The organism is Paenibacillus sp. JT31N7, from assembly GCF_059692095.1.
On sequence record NZ_JCAUAT010000003.1, the window covers coordinates 257,919 to 275,185 of the forward strand.

Sequence of the window (17,267 nt, forward strand, 5' to 3'; positions counted from 1 at the left end):
ACGGTTATCCTACCTCTAAGTTCTGAAGGAGAGAGAGACGTTGGAAGTTATTCAAAGCATAGCCTTGCTGCGCGGTACATTGGAACGGAAAAAATCCGGGATCGGGGCGGCTCTTAAAGCCCCGGTTGGTTTCGTACCTACGATGGGCTATCTTCACGAAGGGCATTTGAGCCTGATCAAAGCGGCCCGCGAAGCGAGCGAAATTGTCGTGCTCAGCATCTTCGTCAACCCGCTGCAGTTCGGTCCTACCGAAGATCTGGACCGTTACCCGCGGGATACGGAGCGGGACTTGAAGCTGGCGGAAGAAGCCGGCGTGGACATCATTTTTCTGCCCCAGGTCGAAGAAATGTATCCGGGACCGGTCAAAACGACCGTTTCCGTATCGGGCATCACTTCGGTACTCTGCGGCGCTTCACGTCCGGTGCACTTCGACGGGGTGACTACGGTCGTTGCCAAGCTGTTTAATATCGTTCAGCCCGATAAAGCATTCTTCGGACTTAAGGATGCGCAGCAGGTTGCCGTCGTTTCGCAAATGGTGCAGGACCTTAACATGAACGTGGACATTGTGGCGTGCCCCATTTTACGCGAAGAGGACGGACTTGCGATGAGCTCCCGGAACGTATTCCTGAGCAAGGACGAACGCGAGCAGGCACTCGTTCTGAGCCGCTCGTTGAAAGCTGCGGAAGCCTGGGCGCGGGAGCATGCTGCTTTCCGGGCGGAAGACCTCCGCGGCGCCGTAAAGGCCGTCATCGAAGAAGCTCCTCTGGCCGATATCGATTACGTAGAGGTTTTGACGTACCCGCAGCTGGAGCGGCCGGAAGCGGTGGAGGCCGGCGTACCCGTTCAGCTTATCGTCGCGCTGGCGGTCAAATTCGGCGCCACACGGCTTATCGACAACACTATTTTAACCCTGGGGAAGTGATCGCATGTTCAGAACCATGATGAAAGCCAAAATTCACCGTGCGACGGTGACCGAGGCGAATCTTAATTATATCGGAAGCATTACGATCGACGAGGATCTGCTGGATCAGGTCGATATGCTGCCAAACGAGAAAGTTCAGATCGTGAACAACAACAACGGGGCCCGCCTGGAAACGTACATCATACCGGGTCCGCGCGGAACGGGTGTTATCTGCCTTAACGGTGCCGCGGCGCGGCTCGTACAGACGGGCGACACCGTGATCATCATTTCTTACGCGATGATGACCGAAGAAGAGGCGCGGCGCCACAAGCCGACCGTTGCCATCATGGGAGAAAACAATAAAGTGGCCCAGCTGCTAAAAGAGGAAATGCATGCAACTGTACTGTAACGTCTGGCACCCTTAAAGAACTTGTATGAAAAGCCCTTCGGCAACGCAGAATGAATGTACGACAGCAAAGCCGAAGGTGGGGGATGCGCAGTGTTCAAACATTTGTTCGCCACGATGAATGAAGTGTTGGATGAAATTCTGCTTCAGTTGCCGAATGCGAAAGGCGCGTTAAAAGCGGAGCTTGAAGACGAGCTTGGGGCCCTGAAGGCCATTAGTGACGATTGTATCGAGCACTGGCTCCTCTTTGAGGAGAAGCTTGGAAAAACCCTGTCCGTCGGAAACGCATCCGTCACGTCCTCTTCGACCTCAGCATCCGATTCGCAGCAGCTGCCGGACTTGCCGCAGTCTGCCGAAGAGGCTCAGCCTCATCCGGCCGAGGGGAAAGAAGCGGTGGAGTTTATCCGCGGACAGGGGTTTTATATGCTGCTTATGTACGAGCGGGCGACCCGGGAATTCGAGGCTCTCCTTGCACGGGAACCGGATTTTTTACTTGCGAGGGCTTATCTCGCCATGGGTTATCTGCGTCAGGGAGATACGGCGGAAGCGGCCCGGCACTTTACCCTTCTACTGGCTCTTACGGAAAATAAACAGATGAAAGCCATCTCTTACAACGCGATGGGCTGCATTCAATTTCAGAACCGGAATCTGGAACAGGCGCTTGAATATTTTAAAAAAGCTTATCATGCCGATCCGAACTGTTTGGAGCTTTTTTCCGCATCGAACGAATGAAAAGAAATAAGAACGAATGATCTCCTTATTTACGGAATTGACAAACTAACTTCCCCTCTGGGCCTCTAAATGTGGTATGCTTAGGATAGAAGCTGGAGAAAGGAAGAAGGCTTGAGCTTATGAAATTTGCGGTTTTGGATTTTGAAACGACAGGAACGGGCCCGGCGGACGATATTATCCAAGTCGGTCTCGTTATTATAGATGATATGGAAGTAACCGACAGGTATACTTCCCTGGTAAATCCGGGGATCAGTATACCTTCTTCGATTACGGAGCTTACGGGCATTACCGACGAGATGGTGGAGCATGCCCCGAAGCTAGACGATATTATGGCCGAGATGTATCCGCTGCTTTTTGACTGCGTTCTCGTGGCCCATCACGCATCGTTCGATCTCGGTTTTTTACAGCGGGCCCTGCGAAAAACGGGCTACCCCGATTTTACCGGGCGCGTCCTGGACACGATCGACATGCTGAGAATTGTGTTTCCTTCTCTTCCGACTTACCAGCTCGGCATGGTGGCTTCAGCCTTCGGCATCGAGCATGAGCGGCCTCACCAGGCAGACAGCGATGCGGACGTTACGGCGGAGATCTGGACGATGAGTCTGGACAGGCTGTTGTCCCTGCCTTTGCTGACGGTTCAGCGGCTGGCTCAAATCTTGCCGGCCGAGACGAGCGACCTCGGCTGGTTTATGTCGGAAATCGCCCGGTTTAAGGAACAGCAGACCCCTTTGGACCAATCGATTCATCAGTATTACCGCCAGTTCGCGCTGAACGTGCAGGACTGGGGGGACGAAGACCCGATACGCGACGAGAACGATGTGCTGGAGCTGAGCGACTCTTTTGAAGACGTTTACGATGGGGTAAAAGAAGCGCTGAAAGCGAAGTTCGAGCATTTCGAAAGCCGCGAAGCCCAGGAAATCATGATTCATGAAATTGAGGAAGCCTTTCAGAACGACCGGCATCTCATGATCGAAGCAGGTACGGGCACGGGCAAATCGCTTGGCTATTTGATCCCGTCCCTGTATTACGGGATTAAGCATGACGAGAAGGTGGTCGTCAGCACGCATACGATCAATCTGCAGGAGCAGCTCCGGGAGCGGGATATTCCGCTGCTTCACGACATTTTCCCGGTAAATTTTAAAGCATCGGTCCTCAAAGGCCGCAGCCACTACTTATGTCTCCGCAAGTTCGAAAACCGCATTTCCATGCAGGAGTTCGATACGGGCAAGGAGGACGCCATTACGGCCGCCCAGATGGTAGTCTGGCTGAGCCAGACGCAGACTGGCGACGAAGAGGAGCTGCACTTCGGGAACAAAGGGGCCGCTTTCTGGCATACCGTGTCCAGCGATGCGGAATCGTGTCAGAACCGGCACTGCCCGTGGTTCAAAAAATGCTTTTATCACCGTGCGCGCCATGACGCCAACAATTCGGACGTTGTCATTACGAACCACTCGCTGCTGTTTACCGATATGAAGGCCGAGAACCGGGTGCTGCCGGCTTATAAGCATCTCGTCCTGGACGAGGCTCACCATTTCGAAGAAGTGGCAAGCAAGCATCTGGGCAAAGAGCTTCATTACCTGGGACTGACGAACCAGCTTCTCTGGCTGTTCAAGGACAGCCGGAACGGGCAGCTGCCGGCGCTCCGCACGAAGCTTCAACGGTATGACGACGATTACCGGGCGGCTACCTGGATGAACGGAATCGACAACCTTTTCCCGAAAACACTCCTGATTAAGGAAGCTTGGGATTTACTCTGTGAAAAGTTTTACGAGCTGCTCCAGACGAATTCCGAGCCCGGTCAAATCGATCCCGGTTCCCTGGTGATGCGTCTGAAAAAAGACTCGCTTCCTCCGAATTGGAGCGATTTCACGGATCTCGAGGAGATTTTGGAACAGCATATTCAAGATGTGTATAAATCCGTGGATTCGCTCGCGCAGGATTTGAAAGAAGTCCAGGAAGAATACGACGTCCAGAGCTTCGTAACCGACCTCGGCGGCGTGGCTAAGGAATTACAGGCAGCGAAGGAGACGCTCCGCTTCTTTATGAAGATGGCGGACGATAATTTCGTTTATTGGGTAGAAGCGGGGACGTACAACAAAAGCCGTTCGATCAACCTGATCTCCGTGCCGATGGACGTAAGTCCGCTTATCCGCGAACATTTCTTTGATAACAAGGAGAGTGTTATTCTTACTTCGGCCACGCTGTCGGTCAATAAATCGTTCCAGTATTCGGCGGATCAGCTGGGGCTGAAACTGCCGACCGAAGAAGAGGAGAATCCGAAGCTGAAAACCGTTCAGCTTCCGTCCCCGTTCCAGTACCGGCAGCAGGCTCTTGTCTGCATACCGCGGGACTTTCCGATGATCCGGGGCCGCAGCGGCGAAGAGGAATTTCTCAAAGCGCTGACGGAGTCCCTTTCCGAAGTGGCCGTGGCCACACGAGGGAGGATGCTCGTGCTGTTCACTTCGAATCGGATGCTGAAGCAGGCCCACGCGGTTCTGAAAGAAAATCTTCGCCCCCACGGCATTCATGTGCTCGGTCAAGGGGTGGACACCGGCAACCGCAGCAAGCTGACCCGGCTCTTCCAAGAGCATAAAGCGTGCGTTCTGCTCGGCACGAGCTCGTTCTGGGAAGGGGTGGACATTCCGGGAGAAGCCTTGACTTGTCTGGCTATCGTACGGCTGCCTTTCCAGCCGCCGAACCATCCGCTGGTTGAAGCGAAGAGCGAAAACCTGAAAAAACGGAATCAGAACCCGTTCATGAAACTGTCGGTACCTCAAGCCGTCATCCGATTCAAGCAGGGCTTCGGCCGGCTCGTACGCAGGGCTTCGGACAAAGGCATTGTGCTGATCTACGATACGCGTGTCATTGAGACGCAGTACGGCAAGCACTTTCTCTACTCCCTGCCGGGACCGAAGATTGAACATATGCCGGTAGAGCGCATCGTACCGAGAATTCAGGAATGGATGGGAGAGAACTCGCTTGAAGTCACCTAAAATATCAGAGGCTGTCGTAAAACGGCTGCCGATCTATCTTCGTTTTCTTAATGAGCTTTCGAAAAAAAACGTCTTAACGGTTTCGTCCCAGGATCTGGGACAGAAGCTGAATCTTAACCCGGCACAGATCCGCAAAGATTTGGCTTACTTCGGCGAATTCGGAAAGAAGGGGATCGGTTACGATGTGACCTATCTTATCGAGAAGATCCGTCAGATTCTGAAGCTCGACCGCCAAATACCGGTTGCCCTCGTGGGAGCCGGTAATCTGGGCCGGGCGCTGTGCAACTATAACATCTATTTGCGGGAACAGATGAAAATAACGGCGATTTTCGATTCGTCGCCGGACAAGATCGGCCAGGTCATCAATAACATGAGCGTTCAGCCCATGGAGCATCTGGCCGATGTTATCCGGGATTCCCGCATTCGAATCGGCATCATCACCGTTCCGGCTCCGGAAGCGCAAAATGTCGCCAACCAATTCGTGAAGTCGGGCATCGAAGCGATTCTGAACTTCGCTCCGTCCATTCTGAAAGTTCCCGAAGAAATCCGTGTGCATCATGCGGACTTTACGGCAGATCTCCAGAGCCTGGCCTATTATCTTCCTGAATAAACAATGGAGGGTTTGGCCTTGAAAACCAGAAAAACCGCTATAAGGACCCGTTTTAGGGCCGTATGGCGGTTTTTTTATGGAACTCACTGTTCATTTTTATACGAAGAACTTAAACAACACGGTGTACAGCACATAAGACAGGATGATGCTGATCGGAATCGTAATGATCCAAGTGATGATCATGCGCGTTACGGTACCCCATTTCACCTCATGAAACCGGAGTACGGAACCCGAACCGATGATCGCGGAGGAAATCACGTGAGTGGTCGAAAGCGGCATCCCCATATGCGTGGAAGTCTGAATCACGATGGAGGACGTCAAATCCGAAGCGAAACCGTTGATCGGCTCGATTTTGATCAAGTTTTTGGAGATGGTCTTGATGATCTTCCATCCTCCGATCGAAGTACCGAGGCCCATTGCGGTCGCAGCCGCGATTTTCACCCACAACGGCACGTCCATGGTTGTCTGGGCTCCGGCAGCGACGAGTCCGAATACGATAATACCCATCGCTTTCTGAGCGTCATTTCCCCCGTGGGAGAAGGACAGCAGCCAGGCGGACAGGATCTGGAAGAACTTAAATACGCGGTTTAGCTTCGAACGGGATTTGTTGCCCGTCAGGATGACCAGGTATTTGATGATGGTCATGATGATGTACCCGGCCACAAATGCGACAATCGGCGACAGCACCAGAATCAGCACGATCTTGCCGAGACCGCTCCATTTGACGAAGTCGGCTCCCGCTCCGGCCAGCACGGCTCCGACAATGGATCCGATCAGGGTGTGGGAGGAAGAGGAAGGAATGGCATAATACCAGGTAGCCAGGTTCCAGATAATGGCGGACAGCAGAGCCGCGATGACGATAAATTCACCGTGGTTGATCTTGGTCGGATCCGCGATCCCGCTGCCGATCGTCTTGGCCACCTCCGAAGAATACAGGGCACCGACGAAGTTCAGACAGGCGGCGGAGATAATGGCCACTTTCGGGCTCATCGCACGCGTAGAGATCGAAGTCGCTACCGCGTTTGCCGTATCGTGGAAACCGTTAATGAAGTCAAAGGCAAGGGCGAGAAAAACGATTGCAATCAAGGTAATAAGAACTGTTGTCGTCATGAAATCCTCCTAAACTGCTGGGCTTACGAGTAGCGCAGCACGACGCTTTCCAAGATATTGGCAACGTCTTCACATGCATCGGTGGTCTGTTCGAGACGTTCATATAGTTCTTTGAGCTTGAAATCTTCGTAAGGATCGCGTTTGGTGATAAAAATTTCACGGATGCCTTCGCGCATCAGGCGGTCGGCTTCGTTTTCAAGCGCATTGATTTCAACCGTATGTTGTGGGATCTGCATGTACTTCTTTTTGGAAAGAAGCTTGAAGGCATCGAGCATATGTTGGCAGCTGGACACGATCACGGCGGAGAATTCCTGCATAACCTTGTCCGTCTGGCTGATGTTGAGATAGTCAAAACGTGCTGCTGTCGCTTCAATGCCGTCCAGTACGTCGTCGAGCTTGGAAGCCAGCTCCATAATATCTTCACGGTCGAGCGGAGTGATAAAGACTTTGTTCAGCTCTTTAAAGATTTCGTGGGTGATCTGATCGCCTTTGCTCTCGATGTCTTTGATCATCTGGAAAAAGTTTTCCGGAATTTTATCTCCCATCATCGCGTTTCTGAACATCTGGGATGCATGGAGTGTGTTTTCTGCCGCCCGTATGAGCAGGTTTAAAAAATCGACGTCTCCTCTTTTACTGCTAAAAAGCGATGCCATTACGGTTCCTCCTAGTGATTCGATTGTAAAGATTCCGTGAAGTTAAGTTTAATGTATGTAGAATTTTGTAGCTTAAACTCACAAACTTAAAAATATCATAACATTTCCCCAGAAAGCAATCACTGGTTGAGCGTTTTTTCAATTGTTTGCTCGGCTTGATTTTAAACAAGTGACGTTGTACATTGAAAAGATAAGAATAACTGCCGATTTCGGCACTTTATACGGAATGAGGGCTATCGGATGAAAAAAACGATTATTATAAACGGCTTGTTCGTAACAGGGGACGCAGCCGCACCCGTAATTGAAGGCTGTATGGTCATGGAAGGAAATCAGCTTACATATATAGGAAAGGATGCGCCGCATCCGCTGGAAACGTACGACGAAGTCATCCGCGGGGACCGCAAGCTCTACATGCCCGGTCTCGTCAATACGCACGGCCATGCGGCTATGACTTTGCTGCGCGGCTATGGAGACGATTTGGCCCTCCAGGTATGGCTGGAGGAGAAAATGTGGCCGATGGAAGGCAAATTCACGGCGCAGGACGTGCGCTACGGAACGCTTCTGGCCATCCTTGAAATGATCAAGGGCGGAACGACGACATTTGTCGACATGTACGACCATATGAACGAAGTGGCCCAAGCCGTATCCGATTCGGGTATGCGGGCACGCTTGACCCGCGGTGTCATCGGGCTGTGTCCGGCCGACGTTCAGGAAGCCAAGCTCCGGGAAGCGGTCGCTTTCGCCAAGGACTGGAACGGTGCCGCGAACGGCCGGATTACGACGATGATGGCTCCGCACGCTCCTTACACATGCCCGCCGGATTACATTGAACGTTTTGTGCAGGCCGCACACGATTTGAACCTGCCTATTCATACTCATATGTCCGAGACGTTAAAAGAAGTCGAAGCCAACGCGGAGCAGTATGGCGCACGGCCTGTCGAGCATCTGGAAAAACTGGGTGTTTTCACGAGACCGACCCTCGTTGCGCACGGCGTTCACCTGACGGACGAAGAGATCGCCGTTCTTGCCAAATACAACGTCGGGGTTTCGCATAATCCGGGGAGCAACCTGAAGCTTGCCAGCGGTGTTGCCCGAGTGCCCGATCTGCTCAAAGCCGGCATAAACGTGTCCCTCGGCACGGACGGTGCCGCGAGCAACAATAACCTCGACATGTTCGAGGAAATGCGGCTTGCCGCCCTAATCCACAAAGGCGTAACCGGCGATCCGACCGCCGTACCGGCCGCTGCGGCATTAAGCATGGGCACATCGATGGGCGCACGCTCCATCTGGCTTGACGATGTCGGTACGCTCCAGCCGGGCATGAAAGCCGATTTTATCGCGCTGGATATCGACCAGCCTCATTTTCTGCCTCGTACGGACTATGTTTCCCATATCGTCTACTCGGCATCCGCCCATGATGTGGTAGATGTGTGCGTGGACGGCAGTTGGATCGTACGCGGCCGCGAATGCCTGACGCTTGACGAAGAGAAGATTAAACGGGAATTCGAATCGTGCTTCGCCCGTTTGACGAGCAGTTAGTCTTCAACAGGAGGAAGGAGAGAACGGAATGCTTAAAAAAGCCATTTGGATCGGGCTGTTTGTCGTACTGACATCGGGGTTCGGCATTAACCGTTTTTACGTGAACGTCCAGGCGAACTACTGGGAGACAAATTCCCGGGCTGTACAGGCGGCTTACGAGAAAACGACGATGATCAAGGCTAACCGGGTCGAAGCTTTCCATGGAGCCCGTTCCTATGAAGTCGTTTACGGGGAGGACAAGCTCGGCAACGGGCTGATCGTCTGGGTGCCGCTCAAGCAGGACGGGACCGGTCTGGCCATCGATGAGATTCATACCGAAATGACGGCCGAGAACATAACGGAAGAAGCCGTGCGCGGGATTATGGCTAAGAAAAACCCCAAGCTGGATATTCTGCGTGTAAACGCCGGCGAATTCAAGGGGAAGTATGTCTGGGAAGTCTTTTATAAAGACGAACAGGACCGGGCGTTCTACGATTATTATAATTTAAAGACGGGTGCATTAGAAGATACGTTTAAGCTCAGCCTTCAATAGGGTGGGCTTTTCGCTTATTTCGTTAATTTGTCAAAGACTCCACCGTTTTTTTTGCCCACGGGTTATGGACTGTGATATACTACTCGTATAGCATTTGCTAAATACGAATAGTATAGAAAGGGGGACGTAAGTTGCGTAAAATACGTCTCTTGCCCATCCTGTTAAGTGTCGTCATCACCGCTTTTTTTCTTTTTGGCGGCTGGTTCGCTTATCAGACCTACGCCATCGGAAAACCGCTAGGCAATATCGTGAAAGAAACACCGGGGGTTGAGCAATCCCAGGTCACATATAATGATAAAGAAGTTTCGATCCGTCTGTCTCTCAAACCAGACACCAGCTTAAGAGAAGTGTACGGCCGCATTACAAAAGAAGGAGCCTCTACAATCGGTTCCCGTGACGTGAAACTGTCGGTCAATACAAAAGAATCTCCGGATCTCGATAAATGGTGGGCGCAAGCGCTGTTCGATGTTGCCCAAGCGATGGAAACCCGTCACTATGCCGATATACCTACGGCCCTGGAAAAGCACAAAACGGACAAAGACAGCAGTTTGGTCGTTAAAACCGAAATGGACGAGCAGAACGTTTACGTTCATCTGCAAAAAGGGGATCAGCACAAATACGTGGTGCTGCCCCGGAATGCCGAAAAAGTTGGGGTGTTTAAATGAGCAAATACGGAAAAGAGATAGCGATTGGCGCTGCTCCGGTACTCTTCATTTTTCTTGCCTTTATTAAAGTCAACATTATCCCTTTGCTATTTACGGCCGCCCTTATTACAACGGTTCTTTACATGATGAAAAGCCGCGGTGGTTCCGGCATCGGAATCGGCGCGGGAGCCGGTACGCGCGGGAAATCCCGGCAGCCTTCCTACCTGAGCTTCGATCAGATCGGCGGCCAGGAACGCGCCAAGAAGGAACTCGTCGAAGCGCTTGATTTTCTCGTGAAACAGGAAGAAACGAAGAAGCTCGGTATCCGCCCTCTGAAAGGCATCCTATTGACCGGTCCTCCGGGAACGGGGAAAACGCTGATGGCCAAAGCGGCCGCCCACCATACGAATTCCGTCTATATTGCCGCTTCCGGCAGTGAATTCGTGGAGATGTATGTCGGTGTAGGGGCTTCGCGGATCCGTACCCTTTTTCAGGAAGCCAGAACGAAAGCCCAGAAGGAAAATAAAGAAAACGCCGTTATTTTTATCGATGAAATCGACGTGATCGGGGGCAAACGCGACGGCGGGCAGCAGCGCGAGTACGATCAGACGCTGAACCAGCTCCTGACCGAAATGGACGGTATTCATACAGATACGACGCCGCGCATTCTCATCATTGCGGCGACCAACCGCAAAGAAATGCTCGACTCGGCTCTACTCCGTCCGGGACGGTTTGACCGTCATATCGACGTCGAGTTGCCGGACAAGAAGGGACGCCTGTCCATTCTTAAGATTCATGCCCAGAATAAGCCACTGGACGAAGCGGCGGATCTGGAGAAAATCGCGGAGCAGACCTTCGGATTTTCCGGAGCGCAGCTTGAGAGCGTGCTGAACGAAGCGGCCATCTACGCATTGCGCGGCCAGCAGGATGCCGTCATGCAGAAAGATCTGCTCTCCGCCATCGATAAAGTAATGATGGGCGAACAGACGGACCGTGAAGCGACCCAGGAAGAGAAAATCCGGGTTGCCTATCACGAACTCGGCCATGCCATTATCGCAGAGCTGGTGCGTCCGGATTCCGTAGCCCAGGTTTCCCTGCGGCCCCGCGGCAAAGCGCTCGGTTATGTGCGCCATAACCCGCCGCAGGACCAGTACTTGTACTCCAAGGAAGCAATCGAAGATCAAATTATGATCGCGCTGGCCGGCGCGGCTGCGGAAGAGATTATTTACGGCGGCCGAAGCACGGGATCGAGCAACGATTTCGAGAAGTCCATCGATATGGTCCGCACGATGATTTCTTCGGGCCTGACGTCTCTCGGCATCGTCGATCTGAAAATGGTTCCGCAGCAGAAGCTGCTGGAAGTGAACAATGCCATCCTCGATGATTTGATGGCTCGTACAAAAGAGCTTCTGACGAAGCACCGGATCGTATTCGAGCAATCGCTGGATATTCTGCTTAAGGAAGAAGTCATTTCCGGCCAGCAGTTCCGTGATTTGCTTGAAGGAAGCAAGAGACACCTGGAACCGGTGTTGGCTTAAGTCTACGAATAATCGCATACAAACGAGAACCAGTCTCGGCTGTTTACAGCCAGGCTGGTTTTTTTATTCTTTTCAAAAGGGAGTATTTAATAAAATTGAAAATAATTTCTAATAGTGTTAAAGTACTCTATAGTAATTTGAATATGGAAAATACTAGAGAGCCTATTAGTTTTTATTGTATAGCGATTAAATAAGCGCATTTTTCAATGAAGGATGAGAATCGGATGCCTAGAATGAATTCATCGTCTGTTTTGTTAGTATTTGTTTTTGTTTGCATTGGTTTTTTTACGAGTATGGCCGTTTCGTATCTGGATAAGTACAAGCTTGTTGAAAAAATTAGTCGAAACTATGTCGGTGACGAGGCCATATTTTTTAGATTTGAACGAATAAGCTTCGCAGATAAAACTTCCTTGCAAAATACGTTAAAGCAGGGAGATATCCTTTACAAAAAAATCGATCCTGAAATTAAGGAGATTTTATATAAGGGAACGATTAGTCCTTTTCCTATGATCGAAGGTCACTCCTTTAGCGAAAACAAGCCCGGTAAAAATATTGCGGTCGTGGGTAGAGAGATTCGTAAGAAAATGGGCGAAAAAGAACCCTATATGTATAACGAGCTCTCTTACGAGATCATAGGAATTACCGGGATGGAAAAGCCCAGTAAATTGGACCGCATGGTTTTTTTACAAACGGATAATGCCCAGGCAGACACTAAGGGGGTATGGATTCTGGATGGTAATAAGAATCTGGAAGATACCTTTCAAAACATTCAGCGCTTTTCGGAACAAAGTGGAGGCGGTGTCAAAAAGGTAGATGTACCCGGAGAAGGACTTGGACGTTTTTTTCAGAATGAGCCAATTTTTAAAATGATTGATTCTCTTGTAGTTTTAAGTTTTATAACATGTGCTTCGGCTCTCACTGTCTATTGGGTAGAACAAAGGAAACAGATGATAGCTATTCAAAAATTGTGCGGGTTTTCGACTCGATTAATATTCTGGGATTCCTTCAAGCGTTATTTGGCTATTTCCGTATTATCTTATGCAGGGGGCAGCATTCCGGGCATTTTTGTGCTCCCGCAATCTTCTTACGCCCCAGCAGATTTGCTTGTTCAATATGGTAGTACGATTTTGATCGGGATCGCAGTCTGCTTAATACCCTTGACCTTAATGATGAAACGATCTACGGACCGGGCTGTTAGGGGTGTACACGAATGATTTTTTCGGAAGCGATAAAGAGTCTCAAAAACTGGAAGTTATTTAGTGTGCTTATTTTATTTCAGTTTGCTATTGCTTTTGTTGTACTCAATGCCATATTTACGAACATGACTATTATGAAAAAAAGCGAACAGCATTATACCGCACAATTGCAAGAAAAACCAAGATATGAATTGACGGATAAGTTGAAAGGTGAAAATGAAAGACACTTTCTTGGTAGAGAAGGAGTACTTGAAGACTTTAAAGGCTTTTATCACGATCTTACTCATCAGAAGGAATTTACTTTTTTGGAACGCATCATGCAGCCTATTTATATTGCCAATTTTAGAGGTTCGGAGAAATTTATTAGTGGTTATGAAGATGGAAGAGAGCCTGCCTACCACCAATCCAATGATCTGAACTATATTTTTGTCAAAGCGGTTGCAGTTAACGAACAGACATGGAAAGAATTTGCTCTCCGCATTAGTCAGGGCAGACCTTTTGATAAGACCGATTTTCGTTTATTAAACCAGGGAGTTCTTCCGGCTGTCTTAGGCTACGAATATCAAGATGTGTATAAAGTAGGGGATCACCTTCAAATTAAGCATTATGATAAAGCGTTTACGATGGAAGTAATCGGGTTTCTGGAAAGAGACTCTGCTATGCCAGAAAGAGGACAAGGGGACCTGCTTTATTTAGACCGATATATTGTGCTGCCATCCGTTGTGGTCAATGAACCGCCGGTAACGGAAGAAGATTATACTTTTCAAAAAACCAGTAATTTAACTAAATTAAGCGGCACTGTTCAGTTAGAGAATGGATACACATTGGCGAACTTTGCTGCATTTTTTGAAGAATTGCGACAACGCTATCAAATGTTCGACTTTGACATATGGAATTCTCCACCTTGGGAACTGAAAATATTAAAATTTACCGCGGGAGAAAATATCGGACACATGCTGACGATCGGCTTGCTGATGGCGGGTTTCGCAGTGTTGACGCTTTCGGTGATCATGTCCAGCAAGATCAGGCGTAACCGGAGCCAATACGGCGTTCATTTACTCTGCGGTGGAAGCATGCGGCATATTACGGGGTTTGTTTTATTGGAAAACCTTCTTATTTTTGCAGCTGCTCATCTTTTGGCTTTTCTGATTACACTTATCTTGTTTGGCGACAAGATCGGTTACAGTCCAATTTGGATTGGTTTAAGCCTGGTGCTGCTGCTGACTAGCAGTATTCAGCCCCTGCTTCATTTAAGACGTTTAAATGTAGACACGATGCTAAGGAGGAAGGATTGATGCCGGACATTCTAATCAAAGACGCCTGCAAAACATACGGAAGAGGAGAAGCAGCCGTCCGTGCGCTTCACCATTTATCTCTGGAAATTAAACATGGCGAAATGGTTGCGATTATGGGTAGAAGTGGGTCGGGAAAATCTACGCTGTTGAACGTCATGGGAGGGCTAACTTCCCTGGATAGCGGTGAGTATTGGTTTAATGGGAAGCAAATAAACGGAAAAAAGGAAGCGGAGCTAAGCCGCTTTAGGCGAAATCATGTCGGTTTTATCGTACAGCACTTCGCGCTTCTACAGGACCGGACCGTTTTTGAGAATGTTATGCTGCCTTTAAAATACAATAAATTGACTAAAGTGTTTATGACAGAGAAAGTCAATCAGGTGTTAAAGTCAGTAGGAATTCATGAACTAAGAAACCGTTATCCTTCCGAGTGCTCGGGAGGGCAATGTCAAAGAACGGCAATTGCCCGGGCAATAGTTAACGATGCAGATGTAATATTAGCCGATGAGCCCACGGGTTCGTTAGACGAAAAAACGGAAGCATCTATCATGGCATTGTTTCATACTCTGCATCAGCAGGGAAAAACGATTGTGATGGTGACCCACGACCGGTCGATCGCCGAGCAGTGTCAAAGAATCTTTCATATCAGTGATGAATAAATGCTTCACAATTATCTGTTCATGTAACATACGTTCATTCTGAACTCTAAAAACACGTCCGCTGCTTGTTTGCGGAGGTGTTTTTTGTTTGTTTTATCCTATATAATTTCAGATTTCCACTATTCCTAAACGGGTAAGAAACTATATAATCAAGCGTCGTTGTCTGTGCTCTTTTTCACAATGTGCGAAAGTTGTCGAAATCGCGCAGTTGCTTTTGAAAGTTTTGTGTATACTAATGAAATAGGTATGAAAACGGTGTATGATGGACATGAAAAGAGATAAAAATCGACACCCCTAGATTAACGGATGAAGAGGAGAATAGGGATGCAATATAAAAAGATAGGTGTTATCGGTGGAGGAACGATGGGGCAGGGGATAGCCGAGATGTTGGCGGCTAAAGGCCTGGAAGTTGTCCTGGTTGAGAAAGATAAGGAAAGAATGGAACATTCCTGGACCATGATCGAGCTGAGTTTGGATAAACAGCTGGAGAAATGGGCTATTACCGGTGCAGAAAAGAAACTTGTTCTTTCTCGCATTCATAAAACGACGGATCTGAAAGAGCTTCCTTCCTGCCATATGGTGATCGAGACGATTTCCGAGGATCTGGATCTTAAAAAGAGCTTGTTCCGGAAGCTGGACGAAATTTGCGGCCCGGATCTGATTCTGGCTTCCAATACATCCACACTAAGTCTTACGGAATTGGGCGCATCGACCAAGCATCCGGAGCGCGTGATCGGCCTTCATTTTATTCATCCGGTTGCGAAAATCGACCTTGTCGAAATTATCCGCGGTTTGAAAACCTCGGAAGATACGTACATGCTGACACGCCGCTTTGTGGAGGATGTAATTCAGAAAACGGCGATCAAGGTGTACGAGTCGCCCGGCTTTGTCACGTCCCGGCTTATCTGCCTGCTCATTAACGAAGCGGTTCATACGCTTGCGGAGCGTGTGGCTTCGGCGGAAGATATCGATCTGGCGATGCGTAAAGGCTACGAGTTCCGGCACGGGCCGCTCGAGATGGCGGACCGGTTCGGATTGGACTCGGTGCTGGCCGCACTGGACCGGATGTTCCGCGAATTCGGCGAATTGAAATACCGGCCTTCCTTCCTGCTGAAGCAGATGGTGCATGCCGGACATTTAGGCGTTAAAACCGGGGAAGGGTTTTTCCGGTACGATAAGGAAGGTGACAGAATGTGAATATTCTCGTCATTAATGCAGGAAGCTCATCGGTAAAATATCAACTGTACAATATGAAGGATGAGACTGTACTCGCTAAAGGCCGCGTAGAGCGGATCGGGCTGGATTCGGCCATTCTTACCCACGAGCCGGAAGGAAAGACCGAGGTCCGTGAAGTCAGCGAAATTCTCGAGCATACGACAGCGATTAAAAAAGTGCTGGATAAGCTCGTTCATAAAGAGCACGGAGTTTTAAAGTCGGTACATGAAATCGATGCGGTGGGTCACCGCATCGTACATGGAGGGGAAGCGTTTTCTTCCTCGGTTGTCGTCACGGAAGAAGTGAAGAAAGAGATCAAGCGCCTGTTCGATCTGGCGCCGCTCCACAATCCTGCCCACATGCTGGGGATTAACGCGGTCGAGGCTAATATGGGCGACGTACCTCAGGTCGTCGTTTTCGATACAGCTTTCCATCAGACGATGCCTCCGCAGGCCTATATGTATGCGATTCCGAAAATCTGGTACAGCAAACATAAAGTCCGGCGCTACGGCTTCCACGGCACCTCTCATCAATATGTGAGCGAGCGTGCCGCCCGGTTCCTGGACCGTCCGCTGGAAGAGCTTAAAATCGTGTCGGCACATATCGGGAACGGTGCGAGCTGCACGGCTATCCAGGGCGGAAAATCCGTGGATACGAGCATGGGACTTACCCCGCTAGAGGGCTTGATGATGGGAACGCGGAGCGGGGATCTCGATCCGGCGGTCGTCACATTTGCGATGGGCAAAGAGGACTTGTCCCTTAATGAAGTGAACTCCATGCTGAACAAGCACAGCGGGCTGCAGGCCATTTCCGGACTGAGCAGCGATATGCGTGAAATTACGGAAGCGATGGACAGCGGCGATAAAAACGCGAAACTGGCCTTCGACATGTATACGTACAGGCTGCGTAAATTTATCGGCTCTTATGCGGCGGCGATGAACGGCATCGATGTCCTGATTTTTACCGCCGGCGTAGGTGAAAACTCCGTTATTCTGCGCAAAGCGGTATGCGAAGGATTGTCCTATCTCGGTCTTGAACTCGACTCCCAGCGCAACATTAACGGGTGGGGAATCGAGAAGCGTATCTCGACGGACACTTCGAAGGTAGAGGTGCTCGTCATTCCGACGAACGAAGAGTGGATGATCGCGCGGGATACGTTCGAACTGGTGAACCAGCTGCATGAAGCGAAGCGGTAAAATGATTTTTTTTACCACTGGTTTATAGTACAATAGGTGGATGGGAAAAGA

Annotated in this window: 16 protein-coding genes; 14 read left to right on the forward strand and 2 right to left on the reverse strand. The window is 49.9% G+C overall.

The window, feature by feature from the left end; translation table 11 throughout:
* The first annotated feature begins 40 nt into the window (after positions 1-40).
* The 5 genes from panC (at position 41) to AC58P5_RS15800 (ending at position 5,642) form a co-directional block, all read left to right on the forward strand.
* Positions 41-922 (forward strand): pantoate--beta-alanine ligase, encoded by an 882-nt coding sequence (gene panC, locus AC58P5_RS15780; protein WP_497388052.1) that lies wholly within the window; start codon positions 41-43, stop codon positions 920-922.
* 4 nt (positions 923-926) lie between these two features.
* Positions 927-1,310 carry an aspartate 1-decarboxylase gene (gene panD / locus AC58P5_RS15785; RefSeq protein ID WP_009675514.1) on the forward strand — a complete coding sequence of 128 codons (384 nt, stop codon included), beginning with the start codon at positions 927-929 and terminating at the stop codon, positions 1,308-1,310.
* A gap of 90 nt (positions 1,311-1,400) precedes the next feature.
* The gene (locus AC58P5_RS15790) at positions 1,401-2,039 is read left to right on the forward strand and encodes a tetratricopeptide repeat protein (protein ID WP_497388054.1); all 639 of its coding nucleotides are present in this window, start codon (positions 1,401-1,403) and stop codon (positions 2,037-2,039) included.
* 92 nt (positions 2,040-2,131) lie between these two features.
* Complete coding sequence (gene dinG, locus AC58P5_RS15795) at positions 2,132-5,032, forward strand: ATP-dependent DNA helicase DinG (RefSeq protein ID WP_497389094.1); 2,901 nt, start codon at positions 2,132-2,134, stop codon at positions 5,030-5,032.
* A complete protein-coding gene (locus tag AC58P5_RS15800) occupies positions 5,019-5,642 on the forward strand; it encodes a redox-sensing transcriptional repressor Rex (protein ID WP_497388056.1) in 624 nt (207 codons plus the stop codon). The genes dinG and AC58P5_RS15800 overlap by 14 nt, the downstream gene beginning before the upstream one ends.
* A 96-nt stretch (positions 5,643-5,738) precedes the next feature.
* On the opposite strand, the gene AC58P5_RS15805 is transcribed toward AC58P5_RS15800, so the two are convergent.
* Both AC58P5_RS15805 and AC58P5_RS15810 read right to left on the reverse strand, forming a co-directional pair.
* Complete coding sequence (locus AC58P5_RS15805) at positions 5,739-6,752, reverse strand: inorganic phosphate transporter (RefSeq protein ID WP_497388058.1); 1,014 nt, start codon at positions 6,750-6,752, stop codon at positions 5,739-5,741.
* Positions 6,753-6,775: 23 nt separating this feature from the next.
* Positions 6,776-7,405 (reverse strand): DUF47 domain-containing protein, encoded by a 630-nt coding sequence (locus tag AC58P5_RS15810; protein WP_009675522.1) that lies wholly within the window; start codon positions 7,403-7,405, stop codon positions 6,776-6,778.
* Positions 7,406-7,645: 240 nt separating this feature from the next.
* Between AC58P5_RS15810 and AC58P5_RS15815 the strand changes: the two genes are divergently transcribed.
* From AC58P5_RS15815 to AC58P5_RS15855, 9 genes are all read left to right on the forward strand, one after another.
* Positions 7,646-8,944, forward strand: a complete 1,299-nt coding sequence (locus AC58P5_RS15815) for an amidohydrolase (RefSeq protein ID WP_497388060.1) — start codon at positions 7,646-7,648, stop codon at positions 8,942-8,944.
* 28 nt (positions 8,945-8,972) lie between these two features.
* Positions 8,973-9,476 (forward strand): cell wall elongation regulator TseB-like domain-containing protein, encoded by a 504-nt coding sequence (locus AC58P5_RS15820; protein WP_497388062.1) that lies wholly within the window; start codon positions 8,973-8,975, stop codon positions 9,474-9,476.
* A gap of 131 nt (positions 9,477-9,607) precedes the next feature.
* The gene (locus tag AC58P5_RS15825; RefSeq protein WP_497388064.1) at positions 9,608-10,141 is read left to right on the forward strand and encodes a hypothetical protein; all 534 of its coding nucleotides are present in this window, start codon (positions 9,608-9,610) and stop codon (positions 10,139-10,141) included.
* Positions 10,138-11,658 (forward strand): AAA family ATPase, encoded by a 1,521-nt coding sequence (locus tag AC58P5_RS15830; protein WP_497388066.1) that lies wholly within the window; start codon positions 10,138-10,140, stop codon positions 11,656-11,658. Before AC58P5_RS15825 ends, AC58P5_RS15830 begins: the two co-directional genes overlap by 4 nt.
* Before the next feature lie 224 nt (positions 11,659-11,882).
* On the forward strand, positions 11,883-12,872 hold the full coding sequence (locus tag AC58P5_RS15835) for an FtsX-like permease family protein (protein WP_497388068.1): 990 nt from the start codon (positions 11,883-11,885) through the stop codon (positions 12,870-12,872).
* Complete coding sequence (locus AC58P5_RS15840) at positions 12,869-14,149, forward strand: ABC transporter permease (RefSeq protein WP_497388070.1); 1,281 nt, start codon at positions 12,869-12,871, stop codon at positions 14,147-14,149. The genes AC58P5_RS15835 and AC58P5_RS15840 overlap by 4 nt, the downstream gene beginning before the upstream one ends.
* A complete protein-coding gene (locus tag AC58P5_RS15845; RefSeq protein WP_497388072.1) occupies positions 14,149-14,805 on the forward strand; it encodes an ABC transporter ATP-binding protein in 657 nt (218 codons plus the stop codon). Before AC58P5_RS15840 ends, AC58P5_RS15845 begins: the two co-directional genes overlap by 1 nt.
* Positions 14,806-15,129: 324 nt before the next feature.
* Positions 15,130-16,002: a 3-hydroxyacyl-CoA dehydrogenase family protein gene (locus AC58P5_RS15850; RefSeq protein ID WP_497388074.1), complete on the forward strand. Its 873-nt coding sequence runs from the start codon at positions 15,130-15,132 to the stop codon at positions 16,000-16,002.
* Positions 15,999-17,216, forward strand: coding sequence for an acetate/propionate family kinase (locus tag AC58P5_RS15855; protein WP_497388076.1), 1,218 nt, complete (start codon positions 15,999-16,001; stop codon positions 17,214-17,216). The genes AC58P5_RS15850 and AC58P5_RS15855 overlap by 4 nt, the downstream gene beginning before the upstream one ends.
* The last annotated feature ends 51 nt before the right edge of the window (positions 17,217-17,267 follow it).

Coding starts and splice junctions, on each gene's coding strand:
- panD (WP_009675514.1), top strand. CDS start 927: ATGTTCAGAACCATGATGAAAGCCAAAATTCACCGTGCGACGGTGACC.
- AC58P5_RS15805 (WP_497388058.1), bottom strand. CDS start 6,752: ATGACGACAACAGTTCTTATTACCTTGATTGCAATCGTTTTTCTCGCC.
- AC58P5_RS15810 (WP_009675522.1), bottom strand. CDS start 7,405: ATGGCATCGCTTTTTAGCAGTAAAAGAGGAGACGTCGATTTTTTAAAC.
- AC58P5_RS15815 (WP_497388060.1), top strand. CDS start 7,646: ATGAAAAAAACGATTATTATAAACGGCTTGTTCGTAACAGGGGACGCA.
- AC58P5_RS15820 (WP_497388062.1), top strand. CDS start 8,973: ATGCTTAAAAAAGCCATTTGGATCGGGCTGTTTGTCGTACTGACATCG.
- AC58P5_RS15830 (WP_497388066.1), top strand. CDS start 10,138: ATGAGCAAATACGGAAAAGAGATAGCGATTGGCGCTGCTCCGGTACTC.
- AC58P5_RS15835 (WP_497388068.1), top strand. CDS start 11,883: ATGCCTAGAATGAATTCATCGTCTGTTTTGTTAGTATTTGTTTTTGTT.
- AC58P5_RS15840 (WP_497388070.1), top strand. CDS start 12,869: ATGATTTTTTCGGAAGCGATAAAGAGTCTCAAAAACTGGAAGTTATTT.
- AC58P5_RS15845 (WP_497388072.1), top strand. CDS start 14,149: ATGCCGGACATTCTAATCAAAGACGCCTGCAAAACATACGGAAGAGGA.
- AC58P5_RS15850 (WP_497388074.1), top strand. CDS start 15,130: ATGCAATATAAAAAGATAGGTGTTATCGGTGGAGGAACGATGGGGCAG.